This window comes from Lachnoanaerobaculum sp. ICM7, from assembly GCF_000287675.1.
Classification (GTDB): Bacteria; Bacillota; Clostridia; order Lachnospirales; family Lachnospiraceae; genus Lachnoanaerobaculum.
Window position 1 is genome coordinate 326,538 of sequence record NZ_ALJL01000016.1, and the last position, 17,573, is coordinate 344,110.

At 34.2% G+C, this 17,573-nt stretch carries 19 protein-coding genes and 1 pseudogene; all 20 read right to left on the reverse strand.

Annotated features, from left to right (window positions below; all coding sequences use genetic code 11):
- Window positions 1-114: 114 nt before the first annotated feature.
- Window positions 115-1,596, reverse strand: a complete 1,482-nt coding sequence (locus HMPREF1140_RS04250) for a phytoene desaturase family protein (protein WP_009662485.1) — start codon at window positions 1,594-1,596, stop codon at window positions 115-117.
- A 337-nt stretch (window positions 1,597-1,933) separates the two neighbouring features.
- Window positions 1,934-3,412, reverse strand: a complete 1,479-nt coding sequence (lsa(C), locus tag HMPREF1140_RS04255; RefSeq protein WP_009662418.1) for an ABC-F type ribosomal protection protein Lsa(C) — start codon at window positions 3,410-3,412, stop codon at window positions 1,934-1,936.
- Window positions 3,413-3,620: 208 nt separating this feature from the next.
- A pseudogene (locus HMPREF1140_RS04260) lies at window positions 3,621-4,433 on the reverse strand (ORF6N domain-containing protein); the annotation flags it as partial.
- Window positions 4,434-4,446: 13 nt separating this feature from the next.
- A complete protein-coding gene (locus HMPREF1140_RS04265) occupies window positions 4,447-4,836 on the reverse strand; it encodes a bleomycin resistance protein (protein WP_035619841.1) in 390 nt (129 codons plus the stop codon).
- A 28-nt stretch (window positions 4,837-4,864) separates the two neighbouring features.
- A complete protein-coding gene (locus HMPREF1140_RS04270) occupies window positions 4,865-5,623 on the reverse strand; it encodes a class I SAM-dependent methyltransferase (RefSeq protein WP_034243279.1) in 759 nt (252 codons plus the stop codon).
- Window positions 5,624-5,731: 108 nt separating this feature from the next.
- Complete coding sequence (locus HMPREF1140_RS04275) at window positions 5,732-6,142, reverse strand: GNAT family N-acetyltransferase (RefSeq protein WP_035619843.1); 411 nt, start codon at window positions 6,140-6,142, stop codon at window positions 5,732-5,734.
- Window positions 6,143-6,214: 72 nt separating this feature from the next.
- Entirely contained in the window at window positions 6,215-6,655 is a 441-nt protein-coding gene (locus tag HMPREF1140_RS04280) for a GNAT family N-acetyltransferase (RefSeq protein ID WP_009662700.1), read from the reverse strand.
- A 100-nt stretch (window positions 6,656-6,755) separates the two neighbouring features.
- Window positions 6,756-7,676: an ORF6N domain-containing protein gene (locus tag HMPREF1140_RS04285; protein WP_009662659.1), complete on the reverse strand. Its 921-nt coding sequence runs from the start codon at window positions 7,674-7,676 to the stop codon at window positions 6,756-6,758.
- Between the two features lie 14 nt (window positions 7,677-7,690).
- Window positions 7,691-8,011, reverse strand: coding sequence for a hypothetical protein (locus tag HMPREF1140_RS04290; RefSeq protein ID WP_035619845.1), 321 nt, complete (start codon window positions 8,009-8,011; stop codon window positions 7,691-7,693).
- Window positions 8,012-8,444: 433 nt separating this feature from the next.
- Window positions 8,445-9,287 carry an AraC family transcriptional regulator gene (locus HMPREF1140_RS04295; protein ID WP_009662448.1) on the reverse strand — a complete coding sequence of 281 codons (843 nt, stop codon included), beginning with the start codon at window positions 9,285-9,287 and terminating at the stop codon, window positions 8,445-8,447.
- 137 nt (window positions 9,288-9,424) lie between these two features.
- Window positions 9,425-10,207, reverse strand: coding sequence for an Imm12 family immunity protein (locus HMPREF1140_RS13910; RefSeq protein ID WP_156789895.1), 783 nt, complete (start codon window positions 10,205-10,207; stop codon window positions 9,425-9,427).
- A 98-nt stretch (window positions 10,208-10,305) separates the two neighbouring features.
- Entirely contained in the window at window positions 10,306-10,998 is a 693-nt protein-coding gene (gene ispD, locus HMPREF1140_RS04310; protein ID WP_009662465.1) for a 2-C-methyl-D-erythritol 4-phosphate cytidylyltransferase, read from the reverse strand.
- Window position 10,999: 1 nt separating this feature from the next.
- Complete coding sequence (gene tsaD / locus HMPREF1140_RS04315) at window positions 11,000-12,016, reverse strand: tRNA (adenosine(37)-N6)-threonylcarbamoyltransferase complex transferase subunit TsaD (RefSeq protein ID WP_009662546.1); 1,017 nt, start codon at window positions 12,014-12,016, stop codon at window positions 11,000-11,002.
- Window positions 12,003-12,914: a ribonuclease Z gene (locus tag HMPREF1140_RS04320; protein WP_035619848.1), complete on the reverse strand. Its 912-nt coding sequence runs from the start codon at window positions 12,912-12,914 to the stop codon at window positions 12,003-12,005. Before HMPREF1140_RS04320 ends, tsaD begins: the two co-directional genes overlap by 14 nt.
- Window positions 12,908-13,348 (reverse strand): ribosomal protein S18-alanine N-acetyltransferase, encoded by a 441-nt coding sequence (gene rimI / locus HMPREF1140_RS04325; RefSeq protein ID WP_035619851.1) that lies wholly within the window; start codon window positions 13,346-13,348, stop codon window positions 12,908-12,910. The genes HMPREF1140_RS04320 and rimI overlap by 7 nt, the downstream gene beginning before the upstream one ends.
- Window positions 13,338-14,045 (reverse strand): tRNA (adenosine(37)-N6)-threonylcarbamoyltransferase complex dimerization subunit type 1 TsaB, encoded by a 708-nt coding sequence (gene tsaB / locus HMPREF1140_RS04330; RefSeq protein ID WP_009662468.1) that lies wholly within the window; start codon window positions 14,043-14,045, stop codon window positions 13,338-13,340. Before tsaB ends, rimI begins: the two co-directional genes overlap by 11 nt.
- Window positions 14,026-14,487: a tRNA (adenosine(37)-N6)-threonylcarbamoyltransferase complex ATPase subunit type 1 TsaE gene (gene tsaE / locus HMPREF1140_RS04335; protein ID WP_009662562.1), complete on the reverse strand. Its 462-nt coding sequence runs from the start codon at window positions 14,485-14,487 to the stop codon at window positions 14,026-14,028. The genes tsaB and tsaE overlap by 20 nt, the downstream gene beginning before the upstream one ends.
- A gap of 52 nt (window positions 14,488-14,539) precedes the next feature.
- Window positions 14,540-15,028: a YcxB family protein gene (locus tag HMPREF1140_RS04340; protein WP_009662510.1), complete on the reverse strand. Its 489-nt coding sequence runs from the start codon at window positions 15,026-15,028 to the stop codon at window positions 14,540-14,542.
- Window position 15,029: 1 nt separating this feature from the next.
- Entirely contained in the window at window positions 15,030-17,183 is a 2,154-nt protein-coding gene (locus HMPREF1140_RS04345) for a Tex family protein (RefSeq protein ID WP_009662412.1), read from the reverse strand.
- A gap of 24 nt (window positions 17,184-17,207) precedes the next feature.
- Entirely contained in the window at window positions 17,208-17,561 is a 354-nt protein-coding gene (locus HMPREF1140_RS04350; RefSeq protein WP_007591106.1) for a hypothetical protein, read from the reverse strand.
- Window positions 17,562-17,573: the final 12 nt, after the last annotated feature.

Genomic DNA, 17,573 nt, shown 5'->3' on the forward strand with positions numbered 1-17,573 from the left:
ATTTCATTCTTCATCCTTTAGTTTCCCCACTCGAATATTTCTAATATAGATTTTATAATCTTAAAGTTATGTGCTTTGTTTTTACACTATTCGATTATTTAGACAAACCGAGCTTTATCTACTAGATTTCATAATATCTATAGCAAACTTTCCACTTACTGCAGCAATAGGAAGTCCTCCACTAGTTTGAATCCATTGACTTGCAAGGTATAAATTATTTAAACCTTTAATAGTGCTCTTAACATACTTGTTTTTATATCCTTTCTGTGGATTAAAACTCATGTAACCCCCTTTATATGCATTACACCAAGTTGTAAATGTAACCGGAGAATATGTTCCAAGTACGATGAGTTTCCCTTCAAGCTGTGGATACTTTTTTTCAATTCTTAATCTCAAGTCATCTGCAAGACGCTGTTTTTCTTGATTGTATAAGCTAATATTATTTTTTAGTCCAAACCAATAGGCGTAATTTTCATCATTTTGTAAAATATTACATTGAATGACTCTCTTTTCCATTGGAAATAGTGTCTCATCATAATCAAAAACTCGCATTCCACAAAAATTGTGTGTTTCCCCTGCAACATCATATTCATCACAAGGGAAAATAATGCTTCCTTTAGGTAATTTCAAATCTTCCTCAGTAGCTATTCCAAATGCAACCTGATAACATGTATTAGAAACATAGCCCTGTGGATTATCATACATGTACCTAAGATTTTTATCTAAATATTTTTCATCAATTAAGTCATAGAAAAGATAATGTGGGTCTGCACACCAAATATAGTTATCTGATTTGATTACCTCTCCATTATTACCCAGAATACTAACAACTTGACTATCTACAATATTTATTTTTACAATATTAATACCTAGATGCAACTTCCCACCTAAGGATTCAAATTTAGCAAGCATTTTACCAACCAATCCAACAGAACCTCCTTCCGGTATAGCTGCTGTGTTGCTTGTAAAAAAAGCATATGATGCAACAAGGGAAAGAGCGTTAAAATTGCTATTAAAGTAATTTTTAAACATTGCTCTAATGTAATGATTCTTAAAGCGATTGACAAACTCCTCAATCGACTGCTTTCCATATTCCTTAATTGCTTTACTTGCATCTTTCATGCTCATTCCTAGTTTTATAAATTGCAAAGGATTCATATGAGCAATCGAATAATCGCACGGTGGCTTTACACACTCTAAGGTTTTGGCACAGTCAAAAAACAAATTTAATTCTTTGTAATCTTCCGGAGCAAGCTCTAAAAACTCTTTTCTTGCCCTCTCTAAATCGCTCCACAAATGTAGTGTTATTCCATCCATATTCATACAATAAAAATATGGCTCACGATAGATTTTCAAACTATCAGAAATAACACCTAGATTTTCCCACATTTTATATAGTTGTTCATCCTTATTGCATCCAACAAGAAAATGTATACAATTATCTATATGATATCCTTGCCTGTTCCACCCCGTACACTCACCTCCAGGCATTTTATTTTTTTCATATATTTCTACTGAATATCCAGCCTGCAATGCATATATTCCAGCACTCAACCCCGAAACACCTGCTCCAATAATTACTACTTTTTTAACCATACTGTCTCAACTTCTCCTTCTTCTACAAAAAATAAAATTTCTACACTGCTTAAATTAATGATTTTCACTATTTCGCTTTTTGTCTATGTTCTATGCTTTCAGTAGACTATTTCACCCCACTCTCTGACTGTAGGAAATCTTTACAAGAGAGGTTACATCTACTACGCTACTTCGTTGCTCGTACAAGCAGTGTTACGCATTCCATATGAAACGAGTGAACACTAAGTATGTCAAGTAGTTGTGTTCGTATGTGGGAACATATCCATTAACTTTTAACGATAGCTTAAGGTTATCGTTAAAAGGTATTAGCTCGACAAAACGGAAGTTGTTATTTAGTTTATAATCGTATTATTTTATTAGCTATATCTTCAACAAACCTCTTATCGTGTTCCACAAATATGAGTGTAGGACTTGCTTCTTTTATAATTTCCTCAATCTGTATTCTTGATATTACATCTATATAGTTCAGTGGTTCGTCCCAAACAAATATATGAGCCGGCTTTGATAAACTTACAGCAATTAAAACTTTCTTTTTTTGTCCATCGCTATAGTTCTTCATATCCATTTCAAATAATTCTCTTGCAAAATCTAATTTTCTAAGAATTGTTTTGCACAATGTTTCATCAACACCTTGGCTTTCAATATACTCATTTAGACTACCCGTTAAATTTGATGTATCCTGAGGAATATATGATATTTTTAAATCACTTGCTAATTTTACATCACCTGAATACTCATGATGTAACCTTAATAAAATTTTAATCAAGGTTGATTTTCCGCTACCATTACCACCATATATAGCCACTATATCACCTTGCTTTATCTCAAAACTTACATTACTTAATATTTGCCTTTCTCCATAATATGATGATAAATCGCAAACTGAAATTAGAGGATTTTTGTGGTGATGTAACGGATGCAATAATAGTCTTTCCTTTGTTTCAATATCTTTCAGTAAACTTTGTTTTTCTTCTATTGCCCTATTTTGTCTAAACTCCAAATTCTTAGATTTTTTCATCATCTTAGCTGATTGATGACCTATATGTCCCTTGTCCGGTTTTACGCCTGATACTTTCACACCGTTTTTAGTATTTTCAACTTTATCAGACCAAATCTGACTTTGTCTTGCAGCTTCTTTTAATCGTTTAATATCTTTTCTTAATTTCTCGTTTTCACCGATTTCAAATTGGTCTTTCATCAATTTATTTTCATACCACGATGTAAAATTTCCTGATTGAACATCAATAGAATTCCTGTTAATAGAAATGACATGATTTATACAACCATCTAAAAAATCTCTATCATGAGATATAAGCAAAAAACCTTTTTTATTTTTCAGATATTCACTGACAATTTTTCTTCCGTCCATATCCAAATGGTTCGTTGGTTCATCTATAAGTAAAAAACCATCTTCTATTGTAAACAAAATAGCTAAAAGGATTTTTGTTTGTTCTCCTTTAGAAAGTGTTTCAAACTTTCTGTAAACAAGACTCTCATCTACATTTAGCAAATTAAGTTCTCTAAATAATTTCCATTCTTCCTCATCTGATATTAGTTCTTTATATAACTCAATCCCTAATTTTGAAGTATCACTTAAATTGGGTGGGAATTTAATAAAGTCAACACTTTTGCTGATTTTTCCACTATAAACTTCTTGGTTTAGAAGTAACTTAAATAGTGTTGATTTTCCAATTCCATTTCTTCCTATTAACCCTGTTTTCCAGTTTGTATCAAATGAAAATGATACATTTTCAAATATAGGTTTTTCATAGCCATAATATGAGAAACTAAGGTTTTCAATTTTAATTGTTGACACAAAAATACCCCCCTCAAATTCCTGTTTGTGGTGCAGAAATTTTGTCTAATTGCAGTATTAGATTAACCACCGTTTCTCCAAACATTTCCAATTTTATCAAACAAGCATTTGAATCTGTATATAGATATTTTTCAGCAATAATTCCAATCTGATATAAGACCGGAAAATCATTTTGTAAAAAACAAAATTAGATTGCATTTTTCTCCTCCTACCTCACTTTATTTATCAAATCCTGAACCAAATTTCCATCTTCAATTTTTGTTATTGCAAAGCTCTTCTTGCCGGCATCTTTTATAGATGCACCGGTGAAATAACCTTCTTTGTCATCTATAATCAAAAAACGGTCATGAAAATCTGTAGTCGTTTTTATTCTCACACTCGGGTATTGAGCATTAAACTTATTGATATCTTTTGTTGTTAAGCTCTCTTTTCCTGCTGTTGCTATCAGTACATCAACTCCTGAATTCTTCTTACAAAGTATGTTAAGCGTATTTACATCCACATAATTATCAATCAAGATCAGTTTACTCTGTGCTTTTCCAACTAAATCTGCAATAAAACTGAAAGCATCATAGATTTGACCATCAAAAAATATCTTTTGTTTTACCTCTGTATTGCTCGCAATATAGTTGAATACTTCTTCGTGTTTCTTATCTGTTTCCAGTTGCTTATTCATCCCCTTATCTATTTCTTTTTTCAAGTCCAAATGACTAAGTTCCAGTCTATCAAGTCTGGAAAAGAGTTCCTGATTCGTAAGCAAAAACTTACGCATTTCAACAAAGCTATCCATAATTTTAATGCCGGTATCTACCGCAACTTCACTTTTAAGCACAGCAGATAACATTGCAATCCCTTGTTCTGTGTAAACATAAGGCATATATCGCCTACCGCCATAAGTACTGTTTGTACTTGAGGTTCCATTTTGGAATCTCAAGTTTTTATATTCCACCTCCGTTATTTGAAAACAAAAGCGTTCAGGAAACCTTGCAATATTTCTTTTCATTGCTTTATTCAAATTACCTGTCGTAACTTTATCAGTTTGTAAATCTTAATAAATATCCATTGGGATCTTGTATTAAGAACTCAATTTGTGTTTCTTCTGTCCCATTAACTTGATATTTATTTCTTGTTAGTTCTTTATATATTTCAAAATTTAGAGTTTTCACTAATTTATAAAGTTCTTCAACATCTTCGACTGCTATTGAAAAATTTATACCTCTTCCCAATGGATAACTTAATTCTCCCGTGTTCCACCCATCATCATGAATTTGTTCAAACATAAACTGACTATCTTGAAAAGACATAAAAATAAATTTCTCTTTCTGTCGTTCGTACTCTATTTTAAACCCTAGTTCTTTGTAAAATTTTTTAGTTTGAAGAATATCAAAAACTGATAATTCAGGAATCAAATTATTAAAATCCATATCAACTTCTCCTAAAATTCTAATTTATCTATTTCGATAATTTAGCTGATTTAGTTGCAATATATGTTTTAATATTCATTTCATGCAACCTACCGGAACCGTTTGTATCTTCATATATATCAAGCAGAGTAAATCCTGCCTTTAATTGTCCACCTATCTGCTCAGTTATATTGTGAGAGAACTGAATTCCTGAATTTCCTTTAATCATATATTCTTTAGCCGCTTTATCTTTTAATGGATTAAAAGGCATTTTCCAAACAATTTCTTTTTCTTCGTCATCCACAATGTAGTTTATCTCATTATTTAAACCTGCAAGAAGAATTCCACCCTTTTTCAGAACTCTATATGCTTCGTTAAAAACATGTTGCACATCTTCAACATAACAGTTTGAAACAGGATGAAACACTATATCAAAAGTTTCATTTTCAAAAGGCAAAATTTTTGTCATATCACCTTCAATTGCTTTAATATTATAGCCCTCTCTTTCAGCAACTAAAAATTCGTTTTCTATTTGCTTTGAAGAATAATCAAGCACAGTACATTCTGCCCCTAAAGCATTAAATATAGGCATTTGCTGACCTCCACCTGATGCTAAACCTAAAATTTTCTTTCCTTTTAAATCTCCCAGCCACTCATGTGGAACCGGAAATGTAGGAGTAAGAAAAACTTTCCATTCTCCATTTTTCGCACTGATATATGCATCATGTGAAGTTGGTTTCCCCCATTCCCAACCTTCCTCAACCCATCTGTCAATAGTTTCTTTGTTTATATCCTGATATGTTTTCATTATTTTACTTACCTCCATAACAACTAAAAATTCACTAACCTTGGTAAACCATGATTTAACTATACTGTTTATCATAGTAAACAATCTACTTCTAAACAGCATTTCAAATCACAACTCTTTTGTATAATAGTACCTCTCCCCTATATAAGGATATTTTTTCAATGCAAACACCTCTTTATAACCATGTTTTTCATAAAATTTTGGTGCTTGAAAATTAAAAGTATCCACAAATGAATACTTACAGCCTCTATTTCTTGACTCATTTTCCGCCATTTTCAAGATTTTTGAACCGATCCCTTGTCTCCGTAAATCCTCACTGACATATAAATATTCAATCTCAAGCCAATTTCCAAAAGTTTCCGCTACCATTCCTGCAACCAAATTGCCCTCTTCATCTTCCAAATAAATATTAAGAGGTTCACTTTTAGACGGTTCTCTATTGGCTCTATTGTATGCTCTTATTAAATTTGCCAGTTCATGCGTTCTTTCCGATTTAGTGTTTTCTAATTCCAATTTCATACTTTATAAGTCCTTCACTATTTTGTACTTCAATTTTTTAAATTCTAATTACCGAACTTAGCAAACATGGATTTATCTCTCCATACGAACAAGAAACTCTATCGTGTCTTCTTTATATTTCTTTTTATTTGTAGTGTCAAAACCATGTTTCTTATAAAATACTATTGCTTTTATATTTTTTTCTAATACCCATAAAAAATCAACATCTTTTTCTGCTATTCCATATTCTAATAAATCAGCCCCAATAGATTTTCCTTGAAGAGTAGGTTCAACAAATAATCTCCTCACTTCCCTTTTTTCGATTTGAATAAACCCTTTTACAACACCATCATCATAAACCCAAATGCTATCCAATTCTTTTGCAAAACTTTCTACCATATTAAAAACTGTTAAATCTTCAAAATAGAAAGTATCTTTTTGAAATATCGGATAAAAATTTAGCCTATTGTTAAATACAAATATTTCGGCTATTCTCACTAAATCATCAACCGTTGCTTGTCTTATATAATTCATGCTTCACACCACCAGATTCAAATTTACCCAGACTAGTAAACATGGATTTCTTAATTACTTTTTTAATAAACTTACTAAAAGGTGTCCTGTTATTTACACACTAAATTCTCAAATCCTTATTATTTAACATTCCACCAAATATTGTATGATACAAATCCTTTGCCGATTCTTCTATCTTGGTAATACTTGAGATTTTATTTCCTGCATCCTTCGATGATGCTCCACAAAGATAAAATGCTTCATTTTCCGTTCCATAGTCTATTGAAATATACCTATCATGATACTTTTTACCTGCAATCTTTATTTTTAAGTTAATGTTAGGGTAATCTCTTATAAAATCATTTAAAATACTTTTTGTAAGCATATCTTTATTTCTAACATTATCGCTAAATATGATGACTTCCACATTATCTTTTGCAGTTCTTAGCAGCTCTAATGTTTTTAAGCCTATGTAGTTATCTATCACAAAAATACTTTTCTTTGCAGACTTATATATTTTTGTATAGGCAACATCCGCTTCAATCTTATCTCCATTCATCAAAAGGAAATGCTTATAGGTGTCCGGATCTATGAAATTTTCCATCACTTTTTTCAAATCTTCTTTAGTAGCCATTTGAGATTTTATTTCTGCAATATCCTTTGTATTTTGGTTTGTCTGTACTGCAATTTGCAACAATTCTTTTGAACCAATAAAGTCTTGATTCTCAATAATAAAGTCTTTCATCTGCTTAAACATTCGTATTAAAGCCTTGCTTTGCTTAACAGCAAGTTCTCCTCTTAATACAGTCATAAGCATATAGATACCCTGTTCCGTAAAGGCGTAAGGTTTATACTTTATATTGCTTACTCTACCTGTTCCTTTGTTCAAGGTCGCATTTTGCGACCTTGAAATTTCAGATATTTCCTCTTCAGTCAATTGAAACATAAAATCATCATCAAATTTTTCGTCATTTCTTTTAACTTGTTCATTAAATCTTTTGGTAGAATACCCATAAATTTCAACAAGATCAAAATCAAGCATAACCTTTTGATTTCTTAATTACTCATTTTTTTAATTAATCTTCCCAAAAGATTTCCTGTTGTTGCAATTATACCGTATATCAATACATAAACAGCTGCACTTTCATTATAAAATATAAATATAGTCGGAACAAAGAGTATCATAATTAGCAATAAAAATATCAAGTTAAAAGAATGCCTAATCCCATAAATTAGAGAAGTTAAAAAACAAATAATCGTAATTAAAATTAGTAAGAAGAATATACCGGTTCCTGTATCATTAATTAAAACAGGTAACACATAAAAAGCTAGAATTATCACTATTAAGTAAAGAGACATTTCTCTTATTTTTTTCATTTTCTTTACCTCCGTAAATTCACATACTTTATTTCTACAAACCCGAATTATCCCTTAATAGATAATTTCATAGTAAAGCTTACAATAATCACAGTCACATAACAATCCTGAGGACAATAAATTGTAGTACTCTCTCGTTTTAACTATATATATCTTCATCCTTTAGTTCCTCTCCCGGAATATTTCCGGAAAACATTTCTAATATAGATTTTACTGTACTTTTCATATTCAGTCCATCTTTTAGTCCCGGCCTGTAGAAAAACTTTTCTGTATCTGCTCCACTACTATGGTACTCGCAGATTCTTCAAGCTTTACTACAACTTTTCCAACAAAATTACCGACTACAGAAAAAGCACATATCTGAAAGATTCTATAATCTTAAAGTTATGTGCTTAGTTTTTACGCTATTCGATTATTTAGACATACCGTTTTTTTAAGCTTTAGTTATAGGAATCCAAAGTTCCATTTTATATTCTTCACTATCCATATCACCTTCGTAATAATATTCAAAGTCAGGTTTACCTGAATGTACATAACCATGCTCAGGGAAAAATACTTCCATCGCATACTTCCATCCGTTATGAATACAATTCGGAACCCTTCCTATTAACTCTACAACGGCATACTCTGCTTCTTCCACTTCCAAAACATCTAACCCCATGCTTATGGCTTTGTCTACATCATTAACAATATAGCCTGCCATGTAGTTTATTTTGCTTGGATTTTCTACATCATGACAAACGCCCATACTTTGACCGCTTCCCAAACTTGCAAGTTCATCGTAGCTATATTTTTTATATAGCTTATTCCATACACTCGGACATAATGATGAATTGATGCTTTGTTCATTTACACCAGCAACTGTAAATGCTTGTTTCTTTTGAATTGTAATGTTCATGCTTCTTCCTCCCCTTACACTTAGTGCTAATTGCACTCGTGATACTAATTTGAACGGATTTCCATTTCTTACCTCAGAAGGAGTAAATCCATGAAAATTTTTAAAAGCTGTTCCAAATGAATCTGATGACTCATATCCAAATTTGAAAGCAACATCAATAATTTTTTCATCCGTATTTCTTAATATAATGGCTGCTTCCGTCAATCTTCTGCTTCTTAAATATTCTGAAAGCGTTGTTTCAGTCAGAATAGAAAACAAGCGACTGAACATTGAATACGAATATCCGGATAACTGAGTTACTTTCTTTTCATCAATTTCATCATCAAGAACTGTTTCAAGATAATCAATCGTATCGTTAAACGACTTGATAATATTCATTTCGATTCCTCCTTTCCTTCAGTTTATTTTAGTATAGAGGAAGATTTCTTTTCCTACCCTACAATATCCGTACAAGTTTTATAGGTTTTATCTCATAGAAACTTATAGTATGCCACGTTCAACAAATTCAGATTTGATCATAACATTTCAATATGAGACTTGAAATATTTCTCTTGAAATCTAACAGCTTCTTCAATTTCTTCTACTGTAAACTTTATTCCTATTGGAGCAATAACCCATTTTTCTTCTTCATCATCGTCCCTTTTGATAACAGCAATTAATTCTCCTTCATATTCATCTACTGCTTTATCAACCCCAAGTATATATACGTCTTGTTCTTCTCCATCAGGAGCGATTATTCCTTCAATATAACCATAATTGATTGGATAAATATGTTCAGGATAATCAGGATGAGCACTCCCAAGCTTACGATCAACTTTAACTTTTACAATTTTGCCAATCATATCTTCCATCACCAAATTCAAACCTAACATCATCTTCAAATTCTCAAACACGCTTTTAATCCCATCTTCATAACACCTACTATCAAAATCCGGTTTATACTTCGTCGTTTTCGTCTTAATGATATCCGAAAGCTCCATAAGATAGTCCTTATACATTTTAAGAAACTTACTTACACTTTCTGTCTTTTTTGAGTTCCACTCATTAGAGCTGAAATGAACATATACCATAAACTTCTTAGCTTTAGAATAATATCTTGCCTGATAAATTCCCGACTTAGGATAATACTTTGATATATTTCCGCTAAGACAAACACAAATATCCATCTTCTGTAATGTCTCCGTCTCAACGCTTTCAAAAATATTTTTCATTTCTTTTCTTACCGTTCTTGCGGCAGACAGTATATCATCCAATATATCATCCGTTCCGCCAACAATAATATTCATATTGACTTTCATATTTCCCTCGAATTCCGGCTGTGAAGTTAAAAAATCCCCCAACGCTTGACATAATACCCAAAAAGCCAACGCAACCAAAGGCTGCATCGGCTTTTCTATCAGCAATTCTCGGCGTCCAAAAACGCCTTAGCTATCACTATATCCTCAGGTGTTGTTACCTTAATATTTTTATAATCACCATCTATCAGCCTTACTTTGGTATCGGTAAATTTCTCCAACACCATTGCATCATCTGTGATTCCAAGATTTTTATAATCTGTTTTATACAGCTTTTCAAAGGCAGACTTTATTAAAGCTATATCAAAGCACTGTGGAGTCTGGATGATACAAAGTGTATTTCGATCAATTGTCTCACCACCAAATTCTCCGTCTCTAACTCTTATAGTGTCCTTTGGAGCTACTACAGGTACAACAGCCCTATATTTAAAGGTCTCTTCTATACATCTGTTTATAAGCTCCACACTTATCATTGCTCTGGCAGAATCATGTATCATACAGATATCGCCTGTAGCTTTTTTTAACCCGTTGTATACGGAGTCATACCTTTCATCACCACCGGCTACGATACTGATCACCTTACTAAATCCATATTTATTTACAATATCTTCTCTTACAAAATCAATATCATCTTTTGAAGTGACTACAATGATTTCATCCGCCTTACTTTCACTGAAGGCTTTTAAAGAATAGTATAATAATGGCTTATCAAAAAGCTCTACAAACTGCTTCTTTTTCTTGGCATTAAATCTCTTACCGCTGCCTGCCGCAAGTATTATTGCTATACTCTTCATATTATAATTCCAGATTCGGCACTGCATTAAGTGTCAAATCTTTAAAGTTTTCATTTAAATATTCAAAGTATGCGGCTACACCTATCATTGCTGCATTATCAGTGCAATATATCGGTGAAGGGAAGTGAAGTTTCAAACCTTCTTCACTGCATTTTTCTTCCATCAGACTTCTAAGTGCGGTATTTGAAGCCACACCGCCTGCCATAGCAACATTTTTTATATTGTAATCCTTGGCTACAGTAATGGTATGTTCTACTAAAACTTCTACAACTGCTCTTTGAAATGAAGCTACCAAATCATTTACATTTATCTTTTCACCGATCATATTTGCCTTATTTTGATAATTTAATACGGCAGACTTTACACCTGAAAAGCTGAAATCATATTTGGAATCATTTACTCTTGCCTTTGGAAATTCTATGGCATGAGAATCTCCAAGTTTTGCGGCTTTATCAATCTTCGGACCCCCGGGATACCCAAGTCCCACGCTTCTTGCCACTTTATCAAATGCCTCACCTGCCGCATCATCTCTGGTGGTAGCAACTATCTCAAAATCATTATAATCTTTTACAATTGCTATTTCAGTATGACCGCCTGAAACGATAAGACATACAAATGGCGGCTCCAGTTCTTCATGCTCTATAAGATTTGCCAGAACATGTCCCTTTATATGATGTACACCTATAAGAGGTTTGTTTAGGCCGTAAGCAAGCGCCTTTGCTTCTCCTACGCCTACAAGCAGTGCACCTACAAGCCCCGGTCCGTATGTAACCGCTATTGCATCTATATCATCAAAGGTAACATTTGCCTCTTTCAGTGCGTCTTTTATGACAAAATTTATATTTTCTATATGCTTTCTGGAGGCAATCTCAGGGACTACGCCTCCGTATATTGTATGCAAGTCTATCTGTGATGAGATAACATTTGAAAGCACCTTTCTTCCGTCTTCCACAACTGCTGCCGCAGTCTCATCACATGAACTTTCTATTGCAAGTATTTTTACATTACTCTTCTTCATAACCAAGCTCTACACTCCATCCATCTCTTGCGGTTTCTATAACCGGACAGATTTTTTTCAGCTTATCGATATACTCATCCGGTTTATTCATTGACGGTGAATAATGTGTCAACCACATTCTCTTAGGATTAGCAACTTTTCCGAGATTTGCCGCCTCCATCATAGTCATATGCTTATGTTCTTTGGCATTTTCTTCTTTTTCATCTTCACCATACATACCCTCACATATAAAGAGGTCACAATCTGTGGCATAATCTGCAATAATCGGAACAGGTCTTGTATCTGTACAATAATTTACCTTTATACCTCTTCTTGCCTCTCCCATTACCATATCCGGTGTATATGTGATATCTCCGTCAGTGATAGTTTCACCATGCTGCAATTTATTCCAGTATTTTAACGGTATGTCAAGCTCCTTTGCTCTGGCAGCATCAAACTTGCCCTTTCTGTCAATAGAAATTCTGTAGCCGTAGCATGTTACTCTATGGCTTACCTTATACGCTTCTATCTTATAAGGTGCAAAATCTATCACTTCCTCATTCTCTCTAAGTTCATGGAATTGAATTTCAAAAGGAAGCTCCGGTGCTATAACTCTCATAGCATTTACAACTCTTTCAAGTCCCTTAGGACCTATGATAAGGAGCGGAGTGGTCTTTTCACAATTTCCGATTGTAAGTAAAAGTCCCGGTAAACCGCTTATATGATCCGCATGAAAATGTGTAAAGCAGATTACATCTATAGGCTTCGGACTCCATCCCTTCTCTTTTATGGCAACCTGAGTACCCTCGCCGCAATCTATCAAAAGATTTACTCCCTCACATCTGGCCATCATTGAAGTCAGCCATCTGTAAGGTAGCGGCATCATACCTCCGGTACCTAATAAACAAATATCTAACATTTTATATATCCTTCCATTAACAGAGCATCATCTGTGGGATCAGAGTAATATTCTTTTCTGATACCTATCTTCTTAAAGCCATAATGCTCATACAGACTTATGGCATCTTTGTTTTGGCATCTCACCTCAAGAAAAACCTTTTTTACTTTCATATCTCTAAGATTTGAAATCATAAAGTTCATTAACTTATGTCCACAGCCCAATCCTCTGTACTGCATATCGGTAGCTATTCTAAACAGCTCCGCTTCATCTTCATTTACTCTGAAAACTATATATGCCAAGACTCTATAGTCTTCTTCAATCACTATGCAGTAATCGAATTTAGATTCTATAGAGTCTTTTATGTTATTTTCGCTCCATGCGTCACTGAAAATATCGCTTTCTAAGCTTCTTATTGCTTCCACATCAGAAAGAAGCATGGGTCTAATCCACATTTCTCTCCCTTTCAGCCTGGCTTTTTCTAAGATATTCCGGTCTCATATCATCAGAAATCATGGTTTTCCCTTCTTTAAACATCTCCATACCAATCATTGCAATATTTGACGCCCTCTGTCTGTTCAAATTTGCCGGAGCAAAATCATGTGCAATTTCAAAGTTTTCATCAATATATTCCCTAAATACCGGCACTCCGTCACCCAGGAATACTATGTTTTTTATCTTTTCTTTTCTATCTATCTCTCTAAGTATATCTAATAATTCATCTATAGACACTGCCATAGACTCTCTTACTACTTCCAAATGATGGTCATTTTTATATATACCTGTATATACCTGATTTCTTCTGGCATCCATTATAGGCACAATCAGAGCATCACTTGAGTATATATTTAATGCCATAGCATCAAGTGTAGGCACATGAATAAGCGGCAAATCAAGTGCAAGCCCAAGTCCCTTTGCACTGGCGGCACCTATTCTAAGTCCGGTAAACGATCCCGGACCTCCTGAAATTGCAATAGCCGAAAGCTCTTTTAAATTCACTCCCGTCATTTTTACTATTTCATTAAGCATTGGCAATAATGTCTCTGAATGAGTCTTTTTAAAATTTGTGGTATATTCCGCTATTGTCACATTTTCATCTATTATTGCAACTGAAGCCACTAATGCAGCACTTTCAATTCCCAAAATCTTCATTATTTATGCCTTCCACTGCTATTTTTCTGTAATCGAATCCCTTTTCAAGATCCTTTGATATAACAACCCTTATAATATTTGCCGGCAATGCTTCTTCTATAAGCTTTGACCACTCTATAAGGACTATAGCATCATCATATATAAATTCATCAAATCCTATTTCATCAAGCTCAGAGATATCGGAAATTCTGTACACGTCAAAATGATGCAGTCTTTTATCACCTTCATAGCTTTTTACTATATTGAATGTAGGACTTACAATATCTCTCTTTATTCCAAGTCCCGCACCGAATCCCTTTGCAAAAACGGTTTTACCGACTCCAAGATCCCCGTCAAGGCATACCACCACAGAACCGGTTTTTGCCTTCAGATTATTTGCAATCCTAAAGGCAATATCAAATGTTTCCTTATCGGAAAAACTCTCAAATACCCTTGTATTCATCCTTATTCCAACCACCTTTGTAAATTATAGGCTTTTAAAAGCACTTATAATTTTATAACAAACTTACCCTTGTCTTCTCTTTTAAAACAGCAACTATTTTTTCTTTGTTTTCCTTTGTATATCTGTCAGGTAGCAAATAACCTCTGACAGCATCCACATATATTATTATAATACCGGGTACTATCCTTGAACGAAATCCGCTCTCCCATTTAAAGTCAATACTCTCTCCCTTTGATGAAACCACAATTCCCTCATCATTCATCTCAAGTGAAAGTCCTGCTCTTATAGCCTCACTTCTTGCCTGTTTTGCAGATTTTAGATAAAGCATTGCCGGCTGTATCAGTAAAAACATATTTGCCAATGCCAAAAACAAGATTTTCCTTGGAATATCAATTGTATTCCAAGAGGTGATCATATAATAATACATTACTATTGTAAAAAGCACATTAAATATCAGTAGGAAACCTCTATTGCTGTGATACATGGAAAAAAGCCATATATCCTTTGCATTAAGCTGCATATCTATCTTTATTTTATTCATATCAATCCAATACCATAGACAGTGCTATTCTCTTCTTTTTCAGATCTACGCTGTCTACCCTTACTTCAACAATATCTCCTACACTCACTGCTTCAAGTGGATGCTTTATAAACTTCTTACTAAGCTTTGATATATGTACAAGTCCGTCCTGATGTACTCCGATATCCACAAATGCGCCGAAGTCAATCACATTTCTGACTGTGCCCTTTAATATCATGCCCTCTTTTAAATCTTCCATCTCCATAACATCCGTGCGAAGTATAGGCTTTTGCATCTCATCTCTGGGGTCTCTTCCCGGTTTTTCAAGCTCTTTTACTATATCCTTTAAAGTTATCTCACCTATTCCGATTTCATCGGATACCTTTTTAAAATCGGTAATTTTCTTTGAAATACCGTTAAGTCCGGCAACCGTGATATCCTTGGAACTGTAGCCTATACTCTCTAAAAGCTTCTTTGTAGCTTCATAGCTTTCAGGATGCACACTTGTCATATCAAGCGGCTCTTTACCGTCATTTATTCGAAGGAAACCTGCACATTGCTCAAATGCCTTAGGTCCAAGCTTGGAAACCTTTAAAAGCTCTTTCCTTGTCTTAAAGCTTCCGTTTTCCTCCCTGTATACAACTATATTCTTGGCAACAGCCTTTGAAATACCTGATATATACTCTAAAAGAGGTGCTGAAGCTGTATTAAGATCCACACCTACCTTATTTACACAGTCCTCTACAACTCCCGAAAGTGCTTCTGAGAGTTTTTTCTGGTTCATATCATGCTGATACTGACCGACACCAATGGACTTAGGATCTATCTTTACAAGCTCTGCCAGCGGATCTTCAAGTCTTCTGGCAATAGAAGCCGCAGATCTTTGACCTACGTCAAAGTTTGGGAACTCCTCTGTCGCCAGCTTACTTGCAGAATATACACTGGCTCCTGCCTCGTTTACAATAATATACTCAAGCTTTGTATCAACTTCTTTTATAAGCTCCACAATAACAGCCTCGGATTCTCTGGAAGCGGTACCGTTTCCAAGCGAAATAAGACTTATATTATATTTCTTTATCAGCTCTTTTAATATCTTCTTTGACTCTGCAACCTTATTTTGCGGTGCTGTAGGGAAGATAACTTTGGTATCAAGCACCTTTCCGGTCTCATCAACTACTGCAAGCTTACATCCTGTTCTGAAAGCCGGATCCCAACCAAGTACCACTCTTCCTGCTACAGGTGGCTGCATCAAAAGCTGTGTAAGATTCTTTCCAAATACCTTTATAGCCTCATCCTCTGCCTTTTCTGTAAGACTTGATCTGATATCTCTTTCTATTGAAGGCGCAATAAGTCTCTTATATGCATCATCAATAGTATCTTTTAATATCTGCTCTGTATGTTCATTATGCTTTTTTATAATGCATTTTTCCAGATATCTGATAATCTCCTCAACCGGAGGGTCAAGCTTTACAGTAAGTATCTTTTCTTCCTCTCCTCTGTTGATTGCAAGTATCTTATATCCTGCTGTTTTTGAAACGCTCTCTGCAAAATTGTAATAGTTTTCATATACAGATTCTACAGTTTCATCCTTTGCCACAGAAGTCAGTATACCCTGCTTAAATGAGAGATCTCTTATCTTATTTCTAAAAGCCGCATCATCAGAGATTTTCTCTGCGATAATATCCATAGCACCTGCTATAGCATCTTCAGGTGTTTCCACCTCAAGGCCTTCTTTATCTGAAAGGTATTTCTTTGCTTCCTCAAGTGCAGGCTGCTTCAGCTTTTCCTCGTAAATATCTGTGGCAAAATTCTCAAGACCTTTTTCAATAGCAATCATTGCTCTTGTACGTCTTTTCGGTCTGAAAGGTCTGTAAAGATCGTCAACCGCCACTAAGGTAAGTGCAGACTCTATTTCTTTTTTAAGTTCATCTGTAAGCTTTCCCTGCTCCTCAATTGCCGATAATACCTGCTCCTTCTTTTCCTCAAGATTTCTGAGATACTTTAATCTCTCATCAAATTGTCTGAGTATTTCATCATTTAGAGAGCCTGTCACTTCTTTTCTGTATCTTGAAATAAAAGGAATGGTATTGCCTTCATCTATAAGCTTTATGGTGGCCTCAACCTGTGTGGTCTTTATACCAAGTTCTTCTGCGAGTATTTTTACTATATCAGTCAAAGTCATCTCCTCCATTATCTACAATCACTGTGCTATATAAGTTTGGATATAATCCTGTAATATTTTGATTTGCTCAGGCTTAAACATACTCATAATATTAGGGTCTTTTAATTGTGTGATAACAAAAAGTATCATTAAGTATATAATTAAACCTATCAATATACCGAATATTCCTGTAATAATACCTGCAACCGCTCTTCCTCTTATTCCGCCTTTGGCTGAAATAATTCCGAATGCAACAGCAAATATTCCCATAGGAATACCCAGTGGAACTCCTGATGTCGGCAAAGCACACATATTCAAAACTATTGAAACTGTTCCGAATAGCAGAGCTCTGTTTTCCCATCTTCTTTTTGCAATACTTACGGTATCTTTCATCTATAATCCTCG